The organism is Ruegeria sp. HKCCD7628, from assembly GCF_057221005.1.
The window spans coordinates 24,849-49,113 of the sequence record NZ_JBWVBA010000007.1 but is presented as its reverse complement, the minus strand read 5'-3'; the positions used below and the strand labels follow the sequence as shown (position 1 = coordinate 49,113).

Here is a 24,265-nt window from a genome sequence, read left to right as displayed (position 1 = left end):
TCAGGTGACGAACACCCGGCTGGGGTGCAATTCGCCGGATTTATAGATGCCGACGGCCACGGCTTTGCCTTCGAGCGAGGCCCATGCCTCATCGCCATATTCCACGTCGCTAGCCAGCACCATGCCCGGGTTGCCATTGCGCAGACGGGTCGCGCCTTCGGGAGTGCATTTCAGCTCGGGCAGGTCGGCGAGGCCGGTTTCCAGCGGGTGCAGATACTCATCCAGCGCCTCGGTTTTGGCCATCTCGTCGATCTGGTCGATGGACAAGCCATCTTCGACCTCAAACGAGCCGGACCAGATGCGACGCAGCTCTTTGACATGGCCGTGGCATCCCAAAGCGGCACCCAGATCGCGGGCGATGGAGCGGACATAACCGCCTTTGCCGCAGGTCATCTCAAGCACCACGTGATCGGCGTCGGGGCGGTCGACAAGGATCAGTTCCTCAACCCACAGGGGGCGGGCGGACAGCTCCACATCCTCGCCGTCGCGGGCCAGTTTATAGGCGCGCTGGCCGTCGATTTTCACGGCGGAGAACTTGGGCGGCACCTGCATGATGTCACCCAGAAACGGGGTCAGCGCCTGTTTGATATCGTCATCCGAAGGGCGCGCATCGCTTTGCGCAATCACCTCGCCCTCGGCATCGTCGGTGTTGGTGGCCTGACCCAGACGCACGGTGAAGGTGTAGGCTTTCAACGCGTCGGTGATGTAGGGAACGGTCTTGGTCGCCTCACCCAAAGCCACGGCCAGAACGCCGGTCGCCTCGGGGTCCAGCGTGCCCGCATGGCCTGCCTTTTTCGCGTCCATCGCCCACCGCACCTTGTTGACCACAGCGGTTGAGGTCATGCCCGCAGGCTTGTCCACCACCAGCCAACCGGAAATGTCGCGGCCCTTGCGTTTGCGTCCCATATCACACCTTGATTCATGCTAAGGCGCGCGGGTTAGCGGATCACATGGGCGCTGTCAATTTACGGGTGCGCTTTCGACCACACCCACGATCGGCCCCAGCGAGAACCCGATATCCGAGCGGCCCCTGGCACGGTCATACATGCGCGAGATATTGCCGTCGAAGAACAGCGCGTTGGGCGTTTTCAGCACGTCCCGAAACAGGCTGCCAAACTCGTGGAAGGTGACATAATCGTCCGAGATCGCGAATACCGCGCGGGTGCCATCGGCGCTGGTGCCCACCCCGTTGCGCACGAACAGAGAGGTCGAGTCGGGCAGAAAACGCGGGTGCAGCTCTCCGTCGATCACCAACATGGGGCCGGATTGAGTGGCAAAGCGGCAGTCCGGCGCTTTATCGACGAAATCTAGCGTCTCAAACACGTCAGCGCGGCCGTCGCGGATACAGAACACCCCATTGGGTAGAAGGCCGAAATTACCGGGGCCGGGGTTGGAGATGACGCGCATCTTTTCCTGCCCGTCCTCGACATAATGGCCCACGGGTGAACGGTCGTCGTGATACATGCCCGCGTTCATCGCAAAGGCCAGACGTTCACCACCGGGAGCCAACGCCTCATTCACCGAGGAGAAATGCCCCAGCAGATCGCCATTGTCGTCGTTCAGAAACAGGCGCAGGTCTTCATTGGCCGCGTCCACTTCGCACACAGTATATCGCTTGGCGTCGTGGGTGACTTTCTCACAACTCACCGCACCGGCTTGCGCGGCCCATAGGAGCGCGCCCAATGTGGCCAGCGTGCGGATCACTCGTCCAGATCGCGGCGCACCGCGTCCTGTTCGAACATGCGGCGGGTATCGTCCAGACGGTCGAACGTGTCATCCAGACGGAACCGCAGATCCGGTGAGAACTTCAGGTTCAGCTTCTTGCCGATCATACGTCGCAGTTCGCCCTTATTGCGGGCCAGCAGCTCGATCACGTCCTCCTGGCCTTTGCCGCCCAAGGGCAGCACATAGGCGGTAGCGATCTTCAGATCGGGCGAAGTGCGCACTTCGCCTACAGTAATTGACATACGGTTCAGGTCGGGGTCGTGGACATCTCCGCGCGCCAGAACTTCGGACAGGGTGCGGCGGATCAGTTCGCCGACACGCAGTTGCCGTTGGGACGGGCCGGGGCCATCGTGGAATTTGTTCTTTGCCATGACTTCGATCTAAGCCCAAATCCCACCTTTGCCAAGCAGGCGCGAACCGGGTAGGAGGCTTTGAGCCGACAAACGCGAAAGGACCAGCGCCATGACCCATATTCCGGGGATCGTCATCACAGGGGCTTCGGGCCGTATGGGGCAGATGCTGATCAAGACCGTGTCTGAGAGCGATCAGGCGCGTCTGGTCGGCGTTGTTGAACGTGCGGGCCATGACTGGATCGGGCAGGATGTAGGGACGGCTATGGGCGGTTCAGCGCTGGGCGTCACAGTTACCGATGATCCGCTGGAGGCCTTTGCGCAAGCGCAGGCGGTGATCGACTTCACCGCGCCCGAGGCAACGCTGGAGTTCGCCACGCTGGCTGCGCAGGCGCGCTGTGTGCATGTGATCGGCACCACCGGCATGACTGACGAACAGATCGCGGCGCTGGAACCTGCCGCGCGCCATGCGGTGATCGTGCGGGCCGGAAACATGAGCCTCGGCGTCAACCTGCTGGTGCAGCTGACCAAAAAGGTCGCCGCCGCACTGGACGAAGATTTCGATATCGAGGTCATCGAAGGCCACCACCACCACAAGGTCGACGCGCCCTCGGGCACGGCCCTGATGCTGGGCGAGGCCGCCGCCGAGGGGCGCGGGGTCAACTTGGCCGATGTGTCCGACCGGGGCCGCGACGGTATTACCGGCGCGCGCAAACGCGGCGACATCGGTTTCCACGCGATTCGCGGCGGAGACATCGTGGGCGAACATGACGTCCTGTTCGCCGCGCCGGGTGAACGTATTGTCCTGCGCCATCTGGCCACCGACCGGGCGATATTCGCCCGTGGCGCGCTGAAAGCGGCACTGTGGGGGCAGGGCAAAGCGCCGGGTCAGTATGACATGGTGGATGTGCTGGGCCTATGAGCCATAAACGCGGAGACCAAAGGCGCTAGGGTCAGCTTATGCGAACCGTGAAGTCTCGCGTAGTTTTGGGCTTGTTGCTGGTGGTGTTCTATCTGACGCTGCTGCCTTTTGTTGTGCATGGGTTTGGCATGATCCGTGTCGGGCTGTCTGAAGACGCGGCGCAGCAAAGCTATTTGTTTGCAGACGGGCAGGGCGTCGGAAATTTGGCGATGCTGGTTCATATATTTGCCGGGACCGTATTGGTCGCGCTTGTCCCTTTGCAAGTGCTGCCAGGCTTGCGGCGGAAATACACCCGTTTCCATCGCATTTTGGGCCGAGTGCTAGTCACGCTTGCGTTGATCACGGGTTTGGCCGGAATGACCTACATCCCCCTGCGTGGGACGATCGGTGGGTCGGTCATGTCGGCGGCCTTTTTCCTTTATGGGCTTTGCCTGTTCACGGCAGCGCTGATGGTGGCGCGTATGGCGTTGAACAAAGACCGTGCCGGTCATTGGGCTTGGGGCCTGCGCCTGTTCTGGCTGGCGCTGGGATCGTGGCTTTATCGGGTGCACTACACGATTTGGTTTCTGCTGACCGGTGGGCTGGGGTCCGAGCCCGATTTCTCGGGCCCGTTTGACCTTGTGCAGAACTTTGCGTTCTACGTGCCGTATCTGATGGCCGTTCAGCTATGGGTCGCCCGCAAGCGACGGGCGCATACTGGGGCTTTGCCTACACGTCCTTAATCTTGTCCGCGCGCAGCGGGCAAGACAGGTAGACGCCGAACTCTTTCCCGATATCGGCGCTGACGCGCGCATGAACTGCGCCCTGACGGTCAAGAAACCGCTGGCTGTCTTCGACTGGGAAAATCCCCTCGTGCCAGATACCGGGATGAATATAGAGCCCGCGTGAGCCGTCGCACCAGAAGGCCACCACCTTCTCGGGCGTCAGGTTGTCGCCGGGCAGGGCAGCAGGAACGATGAACGGCTTGTTGACCAGGGGCCAGAACATCTGACCGCCATCCGGGTGATAGTTCATGTGCCACAGCAGGACCTGATCACGAGGCGCGGTTTGGCGTGCGGTTTGCGCCTGCTGCGGATCGGCGGACCAGCCCAGAACATAGTGGCCTTTGACCGCCTCGTTCTCGCCATAGAGCACGTCGCCTTGCCAGTCGCATTTGAACGTGCCTTCAACCCAGCCGCCTTCGTCACCGGTGCTCTCGTCGATGGGCCGCCAGCCTTGCTGCGGCCAGCGGGTGATCTCGATCTCGAACCCTTGTGGGTTATCGACCAGACAACCATAGCCTTTGACGGATGCATCAGTGGCTCGGATCAGAGGCACCTCGTGCCAGGGCAAGGACGGCTTGGTGCTGGCTTCAAAGATGTACTCAGGCGCGGTCATGCGGCCCCCATATGCTTGTCGACCATGCGCTGCACCATCGGGGCGAAATGGGCGAAATCGGGGGTTTCCATGCCCGCGCGTTTGCCGGCCTCGTCCAGATAGCGGACCTGAACGATCTCTTTCAGGTTGGGGTTTGATTCGAATGCGGCAACTTCCTCGGCGCTCATGGGACCGCCTTGTAGCTCCAGGGTATGAACCGAGGCTGCCGACAGCCGGTCGAAATACGCTGGCTTGGTGGCGCACAGATACCGTTTGGCCGCAACGTGATAGCGGCAGCAATCGGTGATGACCGACGGAAAGAACTGTTCCAGCACCTTTGCGCCTGCGTCCTCGTGATGGCGGTCTTCGGTGTCGTCGGGGTGATAGGTGCCGAACTCGGACGTAAAGTGGCCGATATCGTGCAGTAAAGCACCGACGATGATTTCCTCAGGCATCCCGTTCTGTTCGGCAATCGTAGCCCCTTGCAGCATATGTTCGGCCATGGTGACGGGTTCGCCCAGATATTCCTCACCGCCGCGGCGGTCGAAGATATCGCCGATGAAGGCCACAATGTTGGTGCGGTTCAGGGTCGAGAAATCGGGTTTCATTCCGCCGCCTCCGGCTGTGCCATTTCCATCGCCGCCAGTGTGGACAGCAAGCCATCCTTGTCGGCGTAACACCCCTGCAACCAGCGCGATCCAGTACCGGAATAGCCCAGCCGCGCATGCAGGACGCGGGTGTTGTCGACGATGAAGCTCTCACCTGGTTCCAGTTTGAAGGACACACCCATGGCCGAGTCGTCGATGATGTCGCCAAGCTGGCGATAGGCGGCGTAATAGGCCTCCATCCGGTCGAACGGGATATCAACAAACGGTGCAGAGGAGCGGTTGTTGAACCGGATGCTGACCAGCTCGCCATCCGGTGACAGCTCGATCATCGGGCGGCGCGACCGCAGGCAGACGTCGTCCTCGCCCTTGTATTCGAACCGCGCTGGGTATCCGGCCAGCAGGGCAAAGCCGTCGGGGTTCTGATCGCGCAGCTTTTCGGCGGCACGGAATCCGTCCACTACGATGGAATCGCCGCCCTCGGCGCTGTTCTCCAGACAGTAAAGGATTTGCAGCGTCGGTACCGGATCGCGATAGGGATTGTCGGTATGCGCCTGCAACCCCAGCCCGGTAAAAGCGAGGTTGGTCGGGTTCACCTCGGTCCGGACCTCGAAATAGGGGCCGTAGTTGGTTTTGCGCACATAACCGAACAGCTCAGCCACCTGCAGCAGCGATTCCGGTTCGGTCGGGCCGCCGGTTAGCTTGGCAAAGCCGAACTCTGCCACGGCGGCCAGCCAGTCGCGCTTGGCCTTGGGATCGACGTGGACCGCGTTCCAATCCGCGCTGGGCGGGGTCAGAGTGCTTTCCCACGTGGTGAGGCCGGGGGTAAGGCGGCCCATCTGTTGCGCCGGATCGCGGTCATAGATGTGATCGGCCAGCCAGCGGGCAGGGAAGGTTACGGTTTTGTCCTCAGGCTGAAAGGTGACGCTCAGATCGCCGTTCAGAACTTCGGCCGTGCTGACCGAGACATTGGCGGGGATGTCCCCGATGGTGATCAGGCGCTGACCATTGCCCGGCGCGCGGGTGTCAGGGTCCAGCGCATTGTCGCGCAGCCAGATGGCGTGAAAACGCGCTTGTGTGCCATCGGAAAATTCAACAGTCACGATCTGGGTGGTGTGAGTGGCGGTGCGCAGCATGAGGTCTCTCCTGTTCGGCGCGGGCTATGGTTGAGGAGATACGCCCCTCGTGGCATTAACACAATTAAACCTTATTGCGACTGAGGGCTGGAAAAACTTATGGCTCGAAAAAAGATCGGATTGCCGCCTTTGGACTGGCTACGGGTGTTCGAGGCCGCCGGCCGGCTGGGCGGGTTTTCTGCGGCGGCCCGGGAATTCGGGTTGACGCAGGCGGCGGTGAGCCAGCGGATCGCAAATCTGGAATCGTGGCTGGGCCGGACCCTGTTTGTGCGTGAAGCGCGTGGCGTGTCGTTGACGGTCGAAGGCGAAAGCTATTTGCCGCTGGTTCAGGACAGTTTGCAGGCGCTGGAACGCAATACCGAGGATCTGTTCGGTAAAGCCCCGCGCGAACTGCGCGTAGCGGGGCTGTCGTCGAACATCCACGCGTTGGTTCTCCCGGCGATCCCCCGGTTTCAGCAGCTGCGCCCCGAGGTGCGGGTTATGACGGATTCAGTCGCTCGGCGCTCATCGCTGGACGAAGAACGCACGTGGCTGCAAATCCGCTATGGGCGCGGCACGTGGCCGGGGCGTGAGGCGGAACGGATCGCGCCCGAGGTTCTGGTGCCCATGGCCGCGCCAGGCGTGGAATGGGGAGCCCCACTGATCGACCTGCGAGGGGAGCGGCCCGCCTGGCGCGACTGGGCGCGCAAGACTGGCCATGACGATCTGCCGCCTTCGGTGATCAGCTTCGATTCGATGGAACACGCCCTGTCGGCGGCACGGCAAGGGATGGGGGTGGCGTTGGGCTCTGAACCTTTGGCGCAGGCCGATCTGCAGGCCGGGAGTTTGCGGCAGCTGGACCTGCCCGCGCTGAACACGAAAGACGGCTATTGGCTGACATGGCCCGAGGATCGGGCGAAATCCAAAAAACAGCGCGCGTTGATTGCCGATTTCCTGACCGCGCTACGGGGCTGAGCGATCAGAAGTCGATCGCGATGCCCTTCTTCTCCCAATCGCCATAGCGGGCGGGGTCGGGGCCGTCGCGGCCACCCAGTTCCTTGGGCTGCTCTTTCGCCTCGGCTGCGGCCTTGCGGCGGCGGTCCTCGGCCTCGGCCAAAGCGCGTTGGGCGGCGGGCGGCAGGTCTTTGCGGTCGTCGCTCATGAGATCGGGTTCCTTTCCGTGCTAGGGCTTGATATACGCCCCCGTCCGCGTTTGGCAATGCGGGCGAGGGTCACATCAAAGGCGGTTCCATGTCCGACAACGTAACGGCAGCGCGGCGCAGCGCGATCTATCTGCTGGATCAGATATTGGGCGAAGGGCGTCTGTTGTCCGAATGTTTGGCCGCCGGGGCATTGGACCGGCTGGACCGCGAAGACCGCGCCCGCGCACAGCGCCTGACGCTGGAAACCCTGCGCGGGTTGGAACGCGCCGACCGTCTGCTGGACAACCATTTGAACCGGACCCCTGCGTTGACCGTACATAACGCCCTGCGTCTTGGCGCGGTGGAACTGTGCCAGGGCGAGGCCGCGCATGGGGTAGTCAATTCTATGGTCGAGATCGTTGGCCGGTCGCGCAAACATGGCCGCCTCAAGGGTCTGGTGAATGCGGTGCTGCGCAAGGTGGCCGCTGAAGGGCCCGAGGCATGGCCCAAGATGCGCATCCCTCGACTGCCCGAATGGCTGCGCGACCCGCTGACCGTGGCTTGGGGCCCTGATGCCATCACCGGTATCGAGCAAGCGCATTTCGCAGGCGCGCCGCTGGATATTACCGTAAAAGCCGGCGCCAATGGCCCCGGTGAGACGCTGCCCACTGGCTCGCGCCGGGTACAGGATGGGGGGCAGGTCTCGACCTTGCCGGGGTTCGACGATGGCGATTGGTGGGTACAGGATGCTGCTGCAGCTATCCCCGTTCAGGTACTTGCACCGAAGGTCGGAGAGAACATACTGGACCTCTGCGCTGCCCCCGGTGGGAAAACCATGCAGATTGCCGCGGCCGGAGCGAACGTGACAGCGCTTGATGTGTCGGATTCTCGGTTAGAACGTGTGCGCGAGAATCTCCAACGAACGGGGCTGAAAGCCGAGGTCATCGCTGGTGACGCGCTAGAGCATCAGGGCCAATACGACGCGATCCTGTTGGACGCGCCCTGTTCGGCAACCGGTACGATCCGCCGGCACCCGGACCTGCCCTTTGCCAAGGACGGCTCGGAATTTGGCGGATTGATCGAATTGCAAGCACAGATGCTGGCCCATGCGTGGAGCTTGCTGAAACCCGGCGGGCGGCTGGTTTACTGCACCTGTTCCCTGCTGCCGGACGAGGGTGAGGTTCAGATCGAAGAAGCGTTGGATCTTTTCCCGGACATGCAGGTCGACCGCGAGGCGCTGGATATTGCTGGCATCGACAAGGATTGGATCACCGAAGAAGGCGGCCTGCGCCTTCGGCCTGACTATTGGGCGGATCGGGGTGGTATGGATGGCTTCTATATCGCGTGCCTGAACAAATCTGCCTGATGCGACGCTTTTCGATGACATGACGCGCGACGCGGTTTATCGTTGCGCTTAGGCGCCAGCAGAGCGCACAGGGCAGAGTAACGGGCGGCATGTCAAACAAGGATACCATGGCAAACCGGTGGACGCGGTTTCAAAACCGCCTCTACGCGCGGCTCAGTCAGCGACGCAAACCCGTCAGTGGTTTTGTGGGTGAGCCCGAACCCCGGACGATTGGCGCGTTTGCCCGGGGTCGACAGCTGGTCGCCGGAAACCTTCTGTTTGCAGGTTTTCTGGTCGAGGCGCTGGATACCGAGCTATGGGATGTCACGGCCCCAAGTACCGGTTTCGACAATGAACGGCACGGGTTTGCATGGCTCGATGATCTGGCGGCCGTTGGCGACATGCGTGCGCGCGAGAAGGCGCAGCGCTGGGTCTGGGGTTGGATTGCGGCGCATGGGCGCGGTCACGGTCCCGGCTGGGCGCCTGATCTGACCGGGCGTCGTGTGATGCGCTGGGTCAACCACTCTGCCTTTTTGTTACGTGGTACGGATGAAAAACAGCGCCAGCAGTTTTTTCGAGCTTTGTCGCAGCAGACTTGGTTTCTGTCCAAGCGCTGGAAAGCCGCCACGCCGGGATTGCCGCGGTTCGAAGCTTTGGCGGGTTTGGTTCAGGCCGGTCTGGCGCTGGAGGGTCTTGAACATATGGCAGACCCGGCCCTGCGCGCTTTGGCGCGGGAATGTGACAGTCAAATTGACCCTAAGGGTGGTTTGCTGACCCGCAATCCAGAAGAATTGCTTGAGGTTTTCACGTTGCTGGCCTGGACATCCGCAGCACTCAGCGAGCTAGGCAGGGGGACGCCCGGCGCACAGGCGGGTGCGATCAAGCGGATGGCCCCCACACTGCGCTGTCTGCGGCACTCGGACGGGGGGCTGGCGCGGTTTCACGGGGGCGGGCGCGGGCTGGAAGGACGTCTGGATCAGGCACTGGCGCAAAGTGGCGTGCGGCCACATCACGCCACTGGCCTGTCGATGGGCTACGCGCGCCTTTATGCAGCGCGAACCAGTGTAATCGTGGATGCCAGCGCACCGCCCAAGGGGCCAGCGTCGTATAACGCGCATGCCTCAACCTTGGCTTTCGAACTGACCTCGGGCCGACGCCCCCTGATCGTGAATTGCGGATCAGGGGAAACCTTTGGCGCGGAATGGCGCCGGGCAGGACGGGCAACCCCGTCGCATTCAACCTTGTGCCTTGATGGCTATTCCAGCGCCCGCCTGACCAGCCCTGACCACCGAGGAGCCGAAGCCCTGGTCGATGCACCGACTGATGTTCCGAACGAATTCGAAGAATCCTTTGAAGGTGCGAAGTTCATGGCCGGGCATGATGGCTATTCGAAAGTGTTCGGCCTGACCTACGCCCGTACGTTCGAACTGCGCTTTGACGGGCGCGAACTGGTTTGCGAGGATATTCTTCTGACGTCGGATGACCGTGCAAAACGGCAATTCGACAAGGCGATGAACGCCTCGAGCCTGCAGGGCATCGGATTCGATATCAGATTCCACCTGCATCCCGACGTTGATGCGGCGCTGGATTTGGGCGGCGCGGCGGTGTCGATGGCGCTCAAAAGCGGTGAGATCTGGGTGTTTCGTCATGACGGGGTGGCAAAACTGACCGTCGAACCAAGCGTTTATCTTGAAAAAGGGCGTCTAAAGCCGCGCGCGACAAAACAGATCGTTCTATCTGGCCGCGCAATGGAGTATGCGACGCGCATTCGGTGGACGTTGAGCAAGGCACAGGATACAGCCTATGCCGTGCGCGATGTGCACCGGGACGAGCCCGATTTCGACTGACGCCAAAAGGACCTTTGGACCCATGACCGACCTTCACCCCGTGCGCCGCGCGCTGCTTTCCGTATCCGATAAGACCGGATTGATCGATCTGGGCAGGGCGCTGGCCGAGCGCGGGGTCGAGTTGTTGTCAACCGGCGGCACCGCAAAGGCCCTGCGCGAGGCGGGGCTGGACGTGAAAGACGTCAGCGAGATCACCGGTTTTCCCGAAATGATGGACGGTCGGGTCAAGACCCTGCACCCGATGGTGCATGGCGGGCTGCTGGCGCTGCGTGACAACGACACCCATGTGGCCGCGATGACCGAGCACGGGATTGGCGCGATCGACCTGCTGGTGGTGAACCTCTACCCGTTCGAGGCGACCGTGGCGAAGGGGGCTGGATATGACGAATGTGTCGAGAACATCGACATTGGCGGCCCTGCGATGATCCGCGCGGCAGCAAAAAACCATGCCTTTGTGAACGTGGTCGTGGATGTAGAGGATTACACCAAACTGCTGGGCGACATGGATCAGCACAATGGGTCGACCTGCCCGAAATTCCGCCGCAAGCTGGCGCAAAAAGCCTATGCCCGCAACGCCGCTTATGACACGGCTGTGTCCAACTGGCTGGCTGACGCGCTGGAGCTTGAGGCCCCCAAACGCCGCGCCTTTGCGGGTGAGCTGAAACAGACCCTGCGCTATGGCGAGAACAGCCACCAACAGGCGGCTTTCTACACCGACGGCACCAACCGGCCTGGCGTGGCCACGGCGGTGCAGCATCAGGGCAAGGAACTCAGCTACAACAACATCAACGACACCGATGCAGCCTTTGAACTGGTGGCTGAATTCGACCCGGCGCACGGTGCTGCCTGTGCCATCATCAAACACGCCAACCCTTGCGGTGTGGCGACAGGTGCCACGCTGATCGACGCCTATAAGGCGGCGTTCGACTGCGACCGCACCTCGGCCTTTGGTGGGATCGTGGCGCTGAACCAGCCGTTGGATGCGGAAACCGCGCAGGAGATCACTGGCATCTTCACCGAGGTTGTGATTGCTCCGGGCGCGTCGGATGAGGCCAAAGCGATTTTCGCCGCCAAGAAGAACCTGCGCCTGCTGACGACTGAAGAGCTGCCGGATGTGACCGCAGGTGGCAAGACCGTGCGGCAAGTGGCCGGTGGCCTGCTTGTGCAGGACAAGGACAATGGCTTTGTAGGTATGGATGACCTGAAAGTGGTCACCAAGAATGCGCCAACTGATGAACAAATGCGCGATCTTCTGTTTGCTTGGAAAGTGGCGAAACACGTCAAGTCCAACGCCATTGTCTACGTCAAGGATGGCGCGACAGTGGGTGTGGGTGCTGGCCAGATGAGCCGCGTGGACTCGGCGCTGATTGCCGCCAAGAAAGCCGAGCGTATGGCCGATGTGCTGGGGCTGCCGCAGCCGTTGACCATCGGCTCGGCTGTGGCGTCGGATGCGTTCTTCCCCTTCCCCGACGGTCTGATGGAGGCCGCCGAGGCCGGCGCGACCTGTGTGATCCAGCCGGGTGGGTCAATGCGCGATGACGAAGTGATCGCAGCGGCGGACGAGGCCGGTCTGGCCATGGTTTTCACCGGTATGCGGCACTTCCGTCACTGATGCGCTATCGCTTGCTCCTTTTGGCTGCGCTTGCGGCGTTCGCGATCGACCAGATCAGCAAATATCTGGTCGTCCACGTCATGCGCGTGGCCGAGGGCGATATCGACGTTCTGCCGCCCTTGCTTGTGTTCAAATACGGCGAGAATCGGGGCATCAATTTCGGCCTGTTTCAGGGCAATAGCGACGCGGCGCGCTGGGTGCTGATCGGCGTGTCCGCTGCGATCTCGGTTGCTGTGTTGATCTGGCTGATGCGCTCTGCGCCATCAAAGCTGATGCTGTTCTGCGGCGGTTTGCTGATCGGCGGAGCGCTGGGCAATGTTGTTGACCGTGTGCTTTATGGCTTTGTTCTCGATTTCTTGAACATGTCATGTTGCGGCATCAACAACCCATTTGTTTTCAACCTTGCCGACGTGTTCATTTTTGCAGGGGCCATGGGGCTGGTGCTGTTCGACAGCAAAAAGCCCTCGTGACGCGCTTGTCGATATGCGCTAAAACGCCACAAACAGGCTGGAGACTCTGATGCGGTTGCCGCGTTCCATATTTGCCGTGACATTGGCTTTTGCGGTTGCAGGATGTGCCGATATCGGCCTGCGCCACCTTGAAGCGCCGGGGCCGGGGCCGGACGAGTTTTCCGTGCTGCCAGTGAAACCTCTGACGCAGCCCGAGGATTATCAGTTCCTGCCCGCTCCAACTCCGGGTGGTGGCAACCTGACCGACCCAACGCCAACAGCCGATGCGGTTGCGGCGCTTGGTGGCAATCCGGCAGCTCTGAATCCGAATACGGCGATTCCATCCACGGATGCCGCGTTGGTGACAGCCTCGAGCCGCTACGGCGTCCCGTCCAATACCCGTCAGGTGGTTAATACTGAGGATGCCGAGTTCCGTAGAAAGCAAGGCCGACTGACCCGTTTGCGTTTGTTCAAGATCGACCGCTATGAGCAGGTCTACCGGAAAGAGGCGCTGAACGCGGATCAACAGAATCAGGCGGCCCGTCGTGCAGGTATCGAAACGCCTTCGGCCCCTCCTTTGGATGAATAATCCTTAACTTTTCGTCATCGGCCTTGAACCTGCGCCGCACCACCGTAGTTTGAACCACAGCAAACTATACGGAGGATGCCCCATGGTTCGGGCCTTGGCACTGTCGGCTGCCCTGATCGCCGCCACCCCGGTCTTCGCCGAGGATGGGCAGGAGGCGGTCACTACCTTCACGCTTGATAACGGCATGGATGTCGTGGTGGTCGAAGATCACCGCGCCCCTGTGGTGCAGCATATGGTCTGGTATCGTGCAGGGTCTGCGGATGAGCCGATCGGGTCGTCCGGGGTGGCGCATTTTCTGGAACATTTGCTGTTCAAAGGCACGGATACGCTTGCACCGGGTGAGTTTTCGGCCACGGTCGCAGCCAATGGCGGTAATGACAACGCTTTCACCTCCTACGACTATACAGCGTATTTCCAACGCGTGGCCTCTGACCGACTAGAGCTTATGATGCGGATGGAATCCGACAGGATGCGCAATATTCGCCTGAGTGAGGAAGATATCCTAACCGAACGCGACGTGATCCTTGAAGAGCGTAACCAGCGCACTGAAAACAACCCGCGCGCCCTGTTTGGCGAACAGATGAGCGCGGCGCAGTACCTCAACCATCGCTATGGTGTGCCGATCATCGGCTGGCGGCATGAGATGGAGACACTGGACATGCAGGATGCGCTGTCCTTCTACCAGACCCATTACGCCCCCAATAACGCCATTCTGGTCGTTACCGGCGACGTCGATCCCGATGACGTAAAAACCTTGGCCGAGAAATACTATGGCGTCATTCCGGCCAACCCGGATCTGCCCGAGCGCATAAGGTCGCAAGAGCCGCCTCAGACCGCAGCGCGGAGGCTGACCTATAAAGATCCGCGCGTCTCGCAACCCTATGTTCAGCGCAGTTATCTGGCGCAAGAGCGCGACGCGGGCGCGCAGGAAAAGGCTGCGGCGTTGTTCCTGCTGGCCGAGCTTTTGGGCGGGGGCAATACGTCATACCTGTCTGAAAAGCTGCAGTTCGACCAGCAAAAGGCCGTCTTCAGTGGCGCGTTTTATCGCGGGACGTCGTTGGATAATACGACTTTTGATCTTGTGGTCGTCCCGGCGCAGGGCGTGTCTTTGCAAGAAGCCGAAGATGCGATGGATCAGGCTGTTTCGGATTTTATTGCCGAAGGTGTGAACCAGGAAGACCTGGATCGCATCAAGATGCAGTTGCGGGCATCGCAGACCTATGCGCGCGACAACGTGGACGGAATCGGCAACCGCTATGGCCGTGCTTTGACCACCGGTTTGACAGTCGAAGACGTGCAGGCCTGGCCCGATATTCTTCAGGCCGTTACCGGCGATGAGATCATCGCGGCCGCACGCGAAGTCTTTCGACTCGAAACATCAGTCACCGGGTGGCTGATGCGCGACGATGAGGTGACACAATGAAACGGATCTTTGCCACTCTGATCGCTTTCATTATCGCTTTGCCAGCCTGGGCCGAGATCGAAATTCAGGAAGTCACGTCGCCCGGGGGTATTACCGCCTGGCTGGTCGAGGATCATTCGATCCCCTTCACCGCGATCGAGTTGCGGTTTCGCGGCGGCACCTCGCTAGATGATCCGGACAAACGCGGCGCAGTATACCTAATGGCAGGCCTGATCGAAGAAGGCGCGGGCGATATGGACTCGCGCACCTATGCCCGCGAGTTGGAGTCTCTGGCCGCCTCTTTCCGGTATAACGCAACTGACGACCAGGTATCGGTGTCGGCGCAGTTTCTGACCGAAAATCGCGACGAGGTGGTCGATCTGCTGCGCGTTACTTTGCATGAGCCGCGCTTTGATCAGGACGCTGTGGACCGCGTGCGGGCGCAGGTTCTGTCTGGGCTGCGCTCGGATCAAACCGATCCCAATGACATTGCCGGTCGCAACTTTGCCCGCATGGCCTATGGTGATCATCCCTATGGGTCCGAGGGCAAAGGGACCATCGACAGCGTCACCACCCTGACGCGGGACGATATTGTCACGGCTTACGAAAATGTGTTCGCCAAGGACCGCATGTATGTTGGCGCAGTTGGCGACATCACGGCCGAGGAACTGGGCGTGCTGCTGGATAAGCTGTTGGCCGACCTGCCCGCAAGCGGCAAACCGATACCGGGCCGTGCTCAGGTGACCATTCCCGGTGGTGTAAGCGTGGTCGAATTCGACACTCCGCAATCGGTGGCATTGTTTGGCCATGAGGGGATCGACCGTGATGATCCCGACTTCTTTGCGGCCTTTGTTCTGAACCACATCTTGGGCGGGGGTGGTTTTGAAAGCCGCCTGATGCATGAGGTGCGTGAAAAACGGGGCCTTACCTATGGTGTCAGCACCTATCTGGTGCCCAAGGATTTGGCCTCAGTTTATCTGGGATCCGTGTCTTCGGCCAATGATCGTATTGCCGAGGCCGTCAAAGTCATTCGTGACGAATGGGCCCGCGCGGCAGACGAAGGTGTGACGCAGACGGAATTGGATGAAGCAAAGACCTATCTGACCGGTGCCTACCCGTTGCGCTTTGACGGAAACAGCCAGATCGCGTCGATCATGGTTGGGATGCAGATGGAAGACCTGCCGATCGACTATATCGCGACACGCAACGATCAGGTGAACGCCGTTACGTTGGAGGATGTGAACCGCGTTGCATCCGAGCTGTTGGATCCAGAAGGGTTGCATTTCACCATTGTCGGCAAACCCGAAGATCTGGACGGTTGATCCGGTTAGGCAGCGGCGGGTCTTTTCTGGGCCAGTAACGTATGCTTGTTGCTGCTCAGCAGCTTTTGCCGCGCATGTCTGAAATGCGCGGCCTTTAGCGCATCATCAATATGTCTGTTTCGTTTGAGCAAGCGCGTCAGCTTGATGTTGTCGAAGACCAGGCATCTGGTCGGTTCGGTTGCGATGACGGTGGCAGTTGCGGGCAGGCCAAGGCCGAAGGTCAGCTCTCCGAGTATTTCATCCGATCCGCAGCAGTTGATCACCTGACCGTCTTTCAGGATCGTGGTTCGACCGGTCAATACAAATCCCAGAAAATCGGTGGTCTTGCCTTCTTCGATCAGGATATCCCCGGTTGGGAACTCTTTCACGGTGGCCGTGTTCAGCAACCTGCGGGCCTGATGGGGTTTTAACGATTCCAGATGTAGTGCGATGAATTGGCGCTCGTCCTCCGAGAACCGCACCAAGTGCCGGGACAGGTAGCCTCGCAATAGACCAAGGACCGAGATCAGAATATATGCCATCTGGATGATCGAACCCGCCAGATTGAATTCTTCAGCCATACTGATCAGGACGCAACTGGCGGCGATAATGGTCAGGACGGGGTAAAGGATTCCTGTTCCCCTGATGACACCCATCTGCAGCATGAAGTAGTTCAGAATGTACAGTCCGGCGCCGCAGACGCCAACCAACGTGACAATCTGTAAAGAGGTTGAGAAATCAATCGGTAAACTCAGCATGAAAAAAGGCCCATTCTGGATTAGAATGGACCTTACGTTGGGTCAGGCAAGCGGCTTTGTCTGTGACCCCATTCACAAAATGTCTGCACATGAGCGGGCTTTCGCCTGCGTCCTGTGTTGCTTTACTCGCCGTAAGGCACCCAGATGTTCTTGACCTCGGTCGCGGCCTGCAAAAAACGGCGTGTGTGGTCGATGCTCCAGTCGGTTGTCGCGCCGTTATTGACCCATGTACGTTTCAGGTTCCCTGCAGATACAACCTCAATCTCTTTGGACAGGTCAGTGGACGAGAACGTCCAGACCGCATCCACGTTCATGTGTGAGGCAAGTGGTTTCGCCAGCTCCGCGTGACTGCCGGTCAGGATGTTGACCACCCCTGCGGGTACATCCGAGGTTTCAAGGATCTGATAGAAATCCGTTGCAGCCAGTGGATAGGGTTCGGAGGCCGCCAGCACCACCCGGTTGCCCATCGCAATTGCGGGGGCCATGGCCGAGATCAGGCCCAGCAAAGGTGCCTCATCCGCGCACAGTGCCCCGATCACGCCAACAGGTTCCTTCATCGCAAGGGCAACACCCCGGATCGGTACGCCATGGACCTGACCGTCATATTTGTCGGCCCAGGCCGCGGCGCTGAACAGGCGCTGGATTGATTCCTCAACCTCGGCCGCGCCGGTTTTGCCACCGGCCATGGTGTCGATCCGGGTGGCGAACTCATCCGCGCGGGCCGAGAGGTTTTCGCCGATGTAGTACAAGATCTGCGCCCGCAGATGACCGGTGGTCTTGGACCAGCCTTTCGCGCCCGCCGCGGCTTCTACCGCGTTGCGCACGTCCTTGCGGTTCGCCAGACCCACATGGCCCAGCAGGCCGGATTTACCCCAGACGGGTTTCGAATAGCCTCCGTCCGGTCGCGCTTGCTTTCCACCCACATACATCTTGGCGGTGCGATCAATAGGATCAACCGGCGCGCCTTGGCCCATTGCAGCCTCGACCTTTGCCAGCGGCTTGGTCTTGCCTTTGGGCTTGGTATAGGCGGCCAGCCCTTCCCAGCCGCCTTCACGGCCAAAGCCGCTTTCGCGCACTCCGCCGAACCCGGCAGCGGCGTCAAACAGGTTGGTGGCATTTACCCAGACCACGCCCGCAACCAGCTTGGGCGCGATATCCAGCGCGAGGTTCACATTCTCGGTCCACACGGTCGCGGCCAGCCCGTAACGGGTGTCATTGGCCAGTTCGACCGCCTCAGTGGGCGTGCGGAAGGTCGAGGAGACCAGAACCGGGCCAAAAATCTCCTCTTGCATCAGCGGATCGGATGTCTCCAGACCCGAGATCAGCGTGGGCGGATAATAGCAGCCGTTCTCGGGCAGCGCGCAGGCCGCCTGATAAACCTCACCTGCGGTGTTGCTGTCGACCATGCCTTTGATCGTCTGCAACTGGATCGGGTCCACAACCGCGCCCACGTCGATGCACTTGTCCAGAGGATCACCGATGCGCAAGCCGTCCATCCGCGCGCGCAGCTTGGCGTGGAAACGGTCGGCAATGCCTTCCTGCACTAACAGGCGCGAGCCCGCACAGCAGACCTGACCCTGATTGAACCAGATCGCATCGACTAGCCCTTCGATGGCGCTGTCGATATCGGCATCGTCGAACACGATATAGGCGGATTTACCGCCCAGCTCCAACGTCAGTTCCTTGCGGGATCCAGCAGTCGCCTCGCGGATGCGTCGCCCAACGGTGGTTGAGCCGGTGAAGGCAATCTTGTCCACGTCGGCGTTGACGATCATCTCACCCACCGCGCCGTCGCCGGTGACGATATTGACTACGCCCTTGGGCAAACCGGCTTGCGTGCAGATGTCAGCAAACAGCAGCGCAGTCAGCGAAGTGTACTCGGCAGGTTTCAGAACCACCGTGTTCCCCATCGCCAGCGCGGGCGCGATCTTCCACGCCAGCATCAGCAGCGGGAAGTTCCACGGGATGATCTGCCCGCAAACGCCCAAAGCCTGCGCGTCGGGCAACTCGCTTTCCATCAGCTGCGCCATGCCAGCGTGGTAATAGAAATGCCGCTGGGCCAGAGGGATGTCGATGTCGCGCGATTCACGGATCGGTTTGCCGTTGTCGAGGCTTTCTAGCACCGCGAACAAACGCGAATGCTTCTGCAGCAGGCGCGCAATGGCATAGAGATACCGCGCCCGTCCCGCGCCTCCCAGCTTCTCCCACTTGGGTTGCGCTTTGCGGGCTGCGGCCACTGCGGCGTCCACGTCGGCCTGTTTGGCTTGGGTCAGCTTGGCTAGCACTTCTCCGGTCGCCGGGTTGCGGCTGTCAAACCCTTTACCGGGTTTGGTGAAGGCCCCGTCGATATAGTGGCCGAATTTGTCACCCTGATCGACCAGCCAAGCCAGCGCCTCGGCTGCGCTTTCGGGGGCAGAGCCGTAATCCATGGTTTCGAAAATTTCTTTGACTGTCATTGTTCTTGTCCTCAGCCCATGGAGTGACGGTAGCCAGCCGAGTACGCCCCGGTGACATAATGTTCCAACTGCCGCTCGATATCGCCCAGCAGTGACGAGGCGCCGAACCGAAACAGGTCCGGCTCCAGCCAGCGATCGCCCAACTCGTCCTTGATCAGCGACAGATAGACCAGCGCATCCTTGGCCTTGGAAATCCCGCCCGCAGGCTTGTAGCCGACGCGGTATCCTGTGCGGTCATAGTAATCCCGGATCGCGCGGATCATCACCAGCGAGACGGGCAGGGTGGCGTTGACGCTTTCCTTGCCGGTCGAGGTCTTGATGAAATCCGCCCCCGCCATCATGCACACGACCGAGGCGCGGGCTACATTTCGTAGGCTGCCCAGCTCTCCGGTCGCCAGAATGGCTTTGACATGGGCATCGCCACAGGCGGCGCGGAACGCCTTCATCTCGTCATACAACGCCTGCCAGTCGCCCGACAGCACGTGACGGCGCGAGATCACGATATCGATTTCCTCGGCCCCGGCCTTCACGCTTTCTTCAATCTCGGCTACGCGCAGATGGAAAGGCGACAAGCCCGCCGGGAACCCGGTCGAGACAGCCGCCACGGGAATCCCCGTGCCTTTCAGCGCGGTCACGGCAGGTTCAATCATGTCGTGATACACGCACACGGCCCCGGTGGTGATCGGCGGCATATCCATTGCCTGCAGCAGCGCGGGCGCAACGGGCTGGCGCGCCTTGGCGCACAGGCGGCGCACGCGGCCCGCCGTGTCATCGCCCGACAACGTGGTCAGGTCGATCATCGTGATCGCCTTCAGCAGCCAAGCGGCCTGATAGTCTTTCTTTACCGAACGACGACCGGGCAGGGTGGCGGCACGGCGTTCAATGGCCGAGGTGTTGGCCTGCACGGCGCGCACCCAGTCCAGATCCAGATCCATGCCCGGATTGCGGGGTTCGGTCACTTGCGGCAGATGCGCGGTGCGCACGGCGCTGTCAGGGCTCTGCGTTTCCATTCTCACATCCTTTGGGAGGTTTGCGCCAAAATCGCACGGGTTGCGCCCAAATGAAAGGCAAACCGGCAATTCAAAGACAACTTTTTGTCCATTTGGTCAAAAATAAATACTTTGTTGCGAATAATTCGCAATAGCATTGACTAAGTTGCGAATGGTTCTCATATTAATGGTCGTGGGGATATCAGATCGGGGTCTGACATGATTCGTCGTAACTTTCTTGCTGCGTTGGCTTTGGCTGTCGCTTTGCCAATTTCGGCCCATGCCGAAACGCCACTGAAAGTGGTTGCGACAACCGGTATGATTGCCGACGCCGTGCGCCAGGTCGGTGGCGATCAGGTCGAGGTCAAGGGCCTGATGGGTCCCGGCGTCGATCCGCACGCCTATCGCCAGACCCGCAGCGACATCGTCGCCATGACCCGCGCGGACCTGACCCTGTGGCACGGCTTGTATCTTGAGGCGCAGATGGAGGATTTCTTTCACGATCTGTCCCGCAAGCGCAACGTGGTGGCCGTGACCGAAGGGATCGACACGTCCAAGCTGCGCGCCCATGATGATTACGCCGACAAATTCGACCCGCATGTCTGGATGAGCCCGGCCCTGTGGCGCGACGTGGTGGTTCAGGTGCAAAATGCGCTGACCGACACCCGCCCCGAAGCAGCCGAGATTTTCGCGGCCAATGCGCAGGCCCATCTGGCTGAGATCACCCAGTTGGAAGCCTATGGGAAACAGATGCTGGCCGCCGTCCCAAAGGACAATCGCATTCTGGTGACGGCCCACGACGCATTTGGCTATTTCGGTGCGGAATACGGCTATGAAGTGTTGGGCATTCAGGGCATCTCGACCCAGTCCGAGGCCGGTCTGAACCGGATCGGCGAACTGGTCGATACGCTGGTTGATCAGCAATTGACAGCGGTGTTCGTGGAAAGCTCGGTCTCGGATCGGTCCATGCGCGCGCTGATCGAGGGTGCCGCGGCCAAGGGGCATCAGGTGGATGTGGGCGGAGAGCTGTATTCCGACGCCATGGGCGAGCCGGGCACCTATGAAGGCACCTATGTCGGAATGCTGGATCACAATATCACTGTCATTGCCAGCGCGCTGGGTGCGGATGCACCGGCACTGGGCATGAATGGCAAATTGTCGGCGGGGTTCTGAGATGACACTTGAACTGGCCGCAAATCACGGAGTTTCGATTCAGGAAAATGGGCTGGGCGGTAGCCCTCTGGCCGTTCGCGGGCTGACCGTGTCTTACGGCCAGAAACCCGCGGTGTTCTCGGTGGATATGACCGTGCAGCCTGGCGCTATGACCGCGATTATCGGGCCGAACGGCGCTGGCAAGTCGACTCTGTTGAAGGCTGCGTTGGGAATTGTGCCCGCGCTGTCGGGCCAGGTGACGGTTTACGGCGCCGCGCTTGAGAAACAGCGCGCTCGCATCGCCTATGTCCCGCAGCGCGCCAGCGTGGATTGGGATTTCCCGACCCGAGTGATCGACGTGGTGCTGATGGGCCTCTCGCGCGAGTTGGGTCTGCTGGGCCGCATTCGGGGTCGTCATCGCGCGCGCGCGATGGATTGCCTGAACCGTGTCGGTATGCGTGATTTCGTGGACCGTCAGATCGGTCAGCTTTCGGGCGGTCAGCAACAACGTGTCTTTCTGGCCCGCGCTTTGGCGCAAGGGGCTGATCTGTATCTGCTGGACGAACCTTTTGCCGGGGTCGATGCGGCCACCGAAAAGGCCATTATCGCGGTGCTGAAAGCGCTGAAAGAGGCCGGGAAGACCGTGGTTGTCGTGCATCACGATCTGGCCACCGTCACTGACTATTTTGACCATGTCTTCCTGATCAACACCAGCAAAGTGGCCGAGGGTCCGGTGGATCAGGCCTTCACCGCCGAGACCCTGCAAGCCGCCTATGGGGGCCGTCTGGCGACTGCCCAGATCGACCAGATCTCGCGCGCGCTGGGATAATCCATGTTTTGGGACGCCTTGACCCTTCAGCTGGGCTATAACGCCTCGCTGGTCGCCATCGGGGCTGCGCTGCTGGGCGTGTCGGCGGGGGTGACGGGCACGTTCCTGTTTCTGCGCAAACGGGCGCTGGTCAGCGACGCGATCAGCCATGCGACGCTGCCCGGTGTGTGTCTGGCCTTCATGTTGCTGGTCGCCTTTGGCGGCGACGGCCGTAATCTTCTGGGACTGCTGGCTGGTTCGGCCTTGTCGGCTTGGGTCGGCTTGCTATGCATGAACTGGCTGACCCGCCACACGCGACTGGCCGAGGATGCCGCGATCGGTGCGGTTCTGTCGGTGTTCTTTGGCTTTGGCATAGTGCTGCTGACCGTCATCCAGACCATGGGCGTTGGTCGTCAGGCGGGGCTTGAAGGGTTCCTGCTGGGCTCGACCGCCGGGATGCTCTGGGCCGATGCACTGGTCATCGCGCTGGGTGGGGCGGCCACGCTGGTACTGGTGATGATCCTGCGCCGACCGATGACGATGGTGGCCTTTGACCCCGAATATGCCGCTGCGCGCGGGTTGCCGGTGCATCGCATCGACCTTGCGATGATGGGGCTGGTGATGGCCGTCACTGTGGTGGGGCTGAAAATCGTCGGCCTGATCCTGATCGTGGCGCTGTTGATCATCCCCGCTGTCACGGCGCGCTTCTGGACTGAACGTTCGGACCGGGTGGTGCTGCTGGCCGGGATTGCCGGAGGGGTGTCGGGCTATGTCGGAGCGGCGCTGTCGGCCTCGGCCCCGAATCTGCCGACGGGTCCGATCATTGTGCTGGTAAGCTTTGCCCTTTTTGCCCTGTCGCTGCTGCTGGCCCCGGTTCGCGGCGTTCTGGCCGCCGTGCTGCGCCATCTGCGGTTTCAGCGCCGGGTGCATATCCGTCAGGGCCTGCTGGCGCTGGCGCAGGGGCAGAAGATTTACGAGCCTCTGACCCTGCGTTTGTTGAAGCGCGCCGGTCTGGCCCGCGCCGATGGTGTCGCGACCGAGGCCGGGAAGGCCCGCGCCGCCAAGGCCCTGCGGGATGAGAAACGCTGGGAAATTGTCCGCGCCGATCAGGCGCACGAGGCAACAGCGGCGCTGTACGACGGGTTGCGTGATATCGAGACTGTCCTGACCCGAGACCAGATCGCTGAGATTGACCGCCAGATTGGCGGCCCGCAGGGGGTGATGGCATGAGCGGTGAAGAGTTTGTCCCCCTGTCCCTTACGCCCTTGCTGATTGGCACGTTCGCGGCGATTGCCTGCGCGTTGCCGGGTAATTTTCTGGTGCTGCGTAAACAGGCATTGATCGGCGATGCGATCAGCCATGTGGTGCTACCGGGGATCGTCGTGGCCTTTATCCTGACCGGAGCAATATCCACATGGCCCATGATGCTGGGTGCGGCGGGGGCCGCAGTGGTCGCCGTGGTGATGATCGAAGCGATCCGGCGGCTGGGCCAGATCGAGCCCGGCGCCGCGATGGGGGTGGTCTTTACCGCCATGTTTGCCGCCGGGGTGCTGTTGCTGGAACAGACCGATACTTCGACCGTGCATCTGGACGTGGAACATGCGCTCTATGGCAATCTGGAAAGCCTGATCTGGCTGGATGCGGTGGGGTGGTCCTCGTTGCTGGATCTGACGGCTTTGGCGGGGCTGCCGCCCGAACTGCCGCGCATTGCTGCGACCTTGCTGGGCGTGACGCTGTTCATCTGGTTGTTCTGGCGACCGTTGAAGATTTCCACCTTCGACGAAGGGTTCGCCCGCACTATCGGCATCCGCACAGGGGCGCTGGGCCTGGCGCTGGTGGTGGTTGCGGCGATTGCGGCGGTGGCGGCCTTTGACGCGGTGGGGTCGATCATCGTGATCGCCATGTTCATCTGCCCCCCCGCCGCCGCGCGGATGATGACCAACCGGTTAGAGAGTCAGATCACTTGGTCCGTTGCCTTTGCAGTGGTTTCGGCCGTTGCGGGCTATGTTCTGGCAGGCTACGGGCCGCTTTGGTTGGGTATGGCCGATGCAGTCAGTGCGGCCGGTATGATTGCTGCAGTCGCTGGTTTGATCCTGGCCGCAGCTGCGATATGGGGGCCGTGCCGGACCCGCGCCGGAGCGCCGGGGCAACAACCCGGTATCGGCTGAACTCCGCCCAGATTTACGCGGTGGTCACAGTTAGCAAGCCTCAATGTGGGTTTCGTGTTACGGAATGTTCACATAAGGCGAACGACCACCACTCACTTTGGACCGTTCGGGCAATCGTTGCCTCTGTGTTGCCACGACGGCTGACACGACGATTGTCCGAACGCCCCCTCATTC

General features: G+C 61.0%; 24 protein-coding genes. 14 read left to right on the top strand and 10 right to left on the bottom strand.

Features of this window, described 5'->3' with window-relative positions; all coding sequences use genetic code 11:
• From truB to rbfA, 3 genes are read right to left on the bottom strand one after another with little or no spacing between them, the layout of a single operon-like run.
• Entirely contained in the window at nt 1-906 is a 906-nt protein-coding gene (gene truB, locus AC2TAD_RS14840) for a tRNA pseudouridine(55) synthase TruB (RefSeq protein ID WP_480868594.1), read from the bottom strand.
• Nucleotides 907-960: 54 nt separating this feature from the next.
• On the bottom strand, nt 961-1,704 hold the full coding sequence (locus AC2TAD_RS14835; protein ID WP_480868592.1) for a phosphodiester glycosidase family protein: 744 nt from the start codon (nt 1,702-1,704) through the stop codon (nt 961-963).
• Nucleotides 1,701-2,096, bottom strand: coding sequence for a 30S ribosome-binding factor RbfA (gene rbfA, locus AC2TAD_RS14830; protein ID WP_170353683.1), 396 nt, complete (start codon nt 2,094-2,096; stop codon nt 1,701-1,703). The genes AC2TAD_RS14835 and rbfA overlap by 4 nt, the downstream gene beginning before the upstream one ends.
• 91 nt (nt 2,097-2,187) lie before the next feature.
• Between rbfA and dapB the strand changes: the two genes are divergently transcribed.
• Both dapB and AC2TAD_RS14820 read left to right on the top strand, forming a co-directional pair.
• Complete coding sequence (gene dapB, locus AC2TAD_RS14825) at nt 2,188-2,997, top strand: 4-hydroxy-tetrahydrodipicolinate reductase (protein ID WP_170755981.1); 810 nt, start codon at nt 2,188-2,190, stop codon at nt 2,995-2,997.
• A gap of 38 nt (nt 2,998-3,035) precedes the next feature.
• Nucleotides 3,036-3,719, top strand: coding sequence for a DUF2306 domain-containing protein (locus AC2TAD_RS14820; RefSeq protein ID WP_480868589.1), 684 nt, complete (start codon nt 3,036-3,038; stop codon nt 3,717-3,719).
• Here the strand turns inward: AC2TAD_RS14820 and AC2TAD_RS14815 are convergent.
• Genes AC2TAD_RS14815 through tmpA form a run of 3 tightly spaced genes read right to left on the bottom strand, consistent with a single transcriptional unit; the run spans nt 3,706 to nt 6,094 of the window.
• Nucleotides 3,706-4,374: an ureidoglycolate lyase gene (locus AC2TAD_RS14815; protein WP_480868588.1), complete on the bottom strand. Its 669-nt coding sequence runs from the start codon at nt 4,372-4,374 to the stop codon at nt 3,706-3,708. The two genes, AC2TAD_RS14820 and AC2TAD_RS14815, sit on opposite strands and share 14 nt — an antisense overlap.
• Nucleotides 4,371-4,961: a (R)-1-hydroxy-2-trimethylaminoethylphosphonate oxygenase gene (tmpB, locus tag AC2TAD_RS14810; protein ID WP_170755984.1), complete on the bottom strand. Its 591-nt coding sequence runs from the start codon at nt 4,959-4,961 to the stop codon at nt 4,371-4,373. Before tmpB ends, AC2TAD_RS14815 begins: the two co-directional genes overlap by 4 nt.
• Nucleotides 4,958-6,094: a 2-trimethylaminoethylphosphonate dioxygenase gene (tmpA, locus tag AC2TAD_RS14805; protein WP_480868585.1), complete on the bottom strand. Its 1,137-nt coding sequence runs from the start codon at nt 6,092-6,094 to the stop codon at nt 4,958-4,960. The genes tmpB and tmpA overlap by 4 nt, the downstream gene beginning before the upstream one ends.
• 99 nt (nt 6,095-6,193) lie before the next feature.
• Here tmpA and AC2TAD_RS14800 point away from each other — a divergent pair, with 99 nt between their 5' ends.
• Complete coding sequence (locus AC2TAD_RS14800) at nt 6,194-7,048, top strand: LysR family transcriptional regulator (protein WP_480868584.1); 855 nt, start codon at nt 6,194-6,196, stop codon at nt 7,046-7,048.
• A 4-nt stretch (nt 7,049-7,052) separates the two neighbouring features.
• Here AC2TAD_RS14800 and AC2TAD_RS14795 read toward each other — a convergent pair whose 3' ends face one another.
• On the bottom strand, nt 7,053-7,235 hold the full coding sequence (locus AC2TAD_RS14795; protein WP_170353677.1) for a DUF1674 domain-containing protein: 183 nt from the start codon (nt 7,233-7,235) through the stop codon (nt 7,053-7,055).
• 89 nt (nt 7,236-7,324) lie between these two features.
• Between AC2TAD_RS14795 and AC2TAD_RS14790 the strand changes: the two genes are divergently transcribed.
• The 7 genes from AC2TAD_RS14790 (at nt 7,325) to AC2TAD_RS14760 (ending at nt 15,781) form a co-directional block, all read left to right on the top strand.
• Nucleotides 7,325-8,581, top strand: coding sequence for an RsmB/NOP family class I SAM-dependent RNA methyltransferase (locus tag AC2TAD_RS14790; protein WP_480868582.1), 1,257 nt, complete (start codon nt 7,325-7,327; stop codon nt 8,579-8,581).
• An 89-nt stretch (nt 8,582-8,670) separates the two neighbouring features.
• On the top strand, nt 8,671-10,407 hold the full coding sequence (locus tag AC2TAD_RS14785; protein ID WP_480868581.1) for a heparinase II/III family protein: 1,737 nt from the start codon (nt 8,671-8,673) through the stop codon (nt 10,405-10,407).
• Between the two features lie 22 nt (nt 10,408-10,429).
• Complete coding sequence (gene purH, locus AC2TAD_RS14780) at nt 10,430-12,019, top strand: bifunctional phosphoribosylaminoimidazolecarboxamide formyltransferase/IMP cyclohydrolase (protein WP_480868579.1); 1,590 nt, start codon at nt 10,430-10,432, stop codon at nt 12,017-12,019.
• On the top strand, nt 12,019-12,489 hold the full coding sequence (gene lspA, locus AC2TAD_RS14775) for a signal peptidase II (RefSeq protein ID WP_480868577.1): 471 nt from the start codon (nt 12,019-12,021) through the stop codon (nt 12,487-12,489). Before purH ends, lspA begins: the two co-directional genes overlap by 1 nt.
• A 49-nt stretch (nt 12,490-12,538) precedes the next feature.
• Entirely contained in the window at nt 12,539-13,057 is a 519-nt protein-coding gene (locus AC2TAD_RS14770) for a DUF3035 domain-containing protein (protein ID WP_480868576.1), read from the top strand.
• 82 nt (nt 13,058-13,139) lie between these two features.
• Complete coding sequence (locus AC2TAD_RS14765; RefSeq protein WP_480868574.1) at nt 13,140-14,480, top strand: M16 family metallopeptidase; 1,341 nt, start codon at nt 13,140-13,142, stop codon at nt 14,478-14,480.
• Complete coding sequence (locus AC2TAD_RS14760; RefSeq protein ID WP_170755993.1) at nt 14,477-15,781, top strand: M16 family metallopeptidase; 1,305 nt, start codon at nt 14,477-14,479, stop codon at nt 15,779-15,781. Before AC2TAD_RS14765 ends, AC2TAD_RS14760 begins: the two co-directional genes overlap by 4 nt.
• Before the next feature lie 5 nt (nt 15,782-15,786).
• Here the strand turns inward: AC2TAD_RS14760 and AC2TAD_RS14755 are convergent, their stop codons facing one another.
• The 3 genes from AC2TAD_RS14755 to deoC all read right to left on the bottom strand — a co-directional run bounded on the left by AC2TAD_RS14755 (nt 15,787) and on the right by deoC (nt 19,984).
• Complete coding sequence (locus AC2TAD_RS14755) at nt 15,787-16,518, bottom strand: Crp/Fnr family transcriptional regulator (protein WP_170755994.1); 732 nt, start codon at nt 16,516-16,518, stop codon at nt 15,787-15,789.
• A gap of 122 nt (nt 16,519-16,640) precedes the next feature.
• Complete coding sequence (locus tag AC2TAD_RS14750; protein WP_480868571.1) at nt 16,641-18,974, bottom strand: aldehyde dehydrogenase family protein; 2,334 nt, start codon at nt 18,972-18,974, stop codon at nt 16,641-16,643.
• Nucleotides 18,975-18,985: 11 nt separating this feature from the next.
• Complete coding sequence (gene deoC, locus AC2TAD_RS14745) at nt 18,986-19,984, bottom strand: deoxyribose-phosphate aldolase (protein ID WP_480868569.1); 999 nt, start codon at nt 19,982-19,984, stop codon at nt 18,986-18,988.
• A 198-nt stretch (nt 19,985-20,182) separates the two neighbouring features.
• Here deoC and AC2TAD_RS14740 point away from each other — a divergent pair, with 198 nt between their 5' ends.
• From AC2TAD_RS14740 to AC2TAD_RS14725, 4 genes are read left to right on the top strand one after another with little or no spacing between them, the layout of a single operon-like run.
• A complete protein-coding gene (locus AC2TAD_RS14740) occupies nt 20,183-21,136 on the top strand; it encodes a metal ABC transporter solute-binding protein, Zn/Mn family (RefSeq protein ID WP_480868567.1) in 954 nt (317 codons plus the stop codon).
• 1 nt (nt 21,137) lies between these two features.
• Nucleotides 21,138-21,944, top strand: a complete 807-nt coding sequence (locus AC2TAD_RS14735; protein WP_480868565.1) for a metal ABC transporter ATP-binding protein — start codon at nt 21,138-21,140, stop codon at nt 21,942-21,944.
• 3 nt (nt 21,945-21,947) lie between these two features.
• Nucleotides 21,948-23,153 carry a metal ABC transporter permease gene (locus AC2TAD_RS14730; protein WP_480868563.1) on the top strand — a complete coding sequence of 402 codons (1,206 nt, stop codon included), beginning with the start codon at nt 21,948-21,950 and terminating at the stop codon, nt 23,151-23,153.
• Nucleotides 23,150-24,091: a metal ABC transporter permease gene (locus AC2TAD_RS14725; protein ID WP_480868561.1), complete on the top strand. Its 942-nt coding sequence runs from the start codon at nt 23,150-23,152 to the stop codon at nt 24,089-24,091. The genes AC2TAD_RS14730 and AC2TAD_RS14725 overlap by 4 nt, the downstream gene beginning before the upstream one ends.
• Nucleotides 24,092-24,265: the final 174 nt, after the last annotated feature.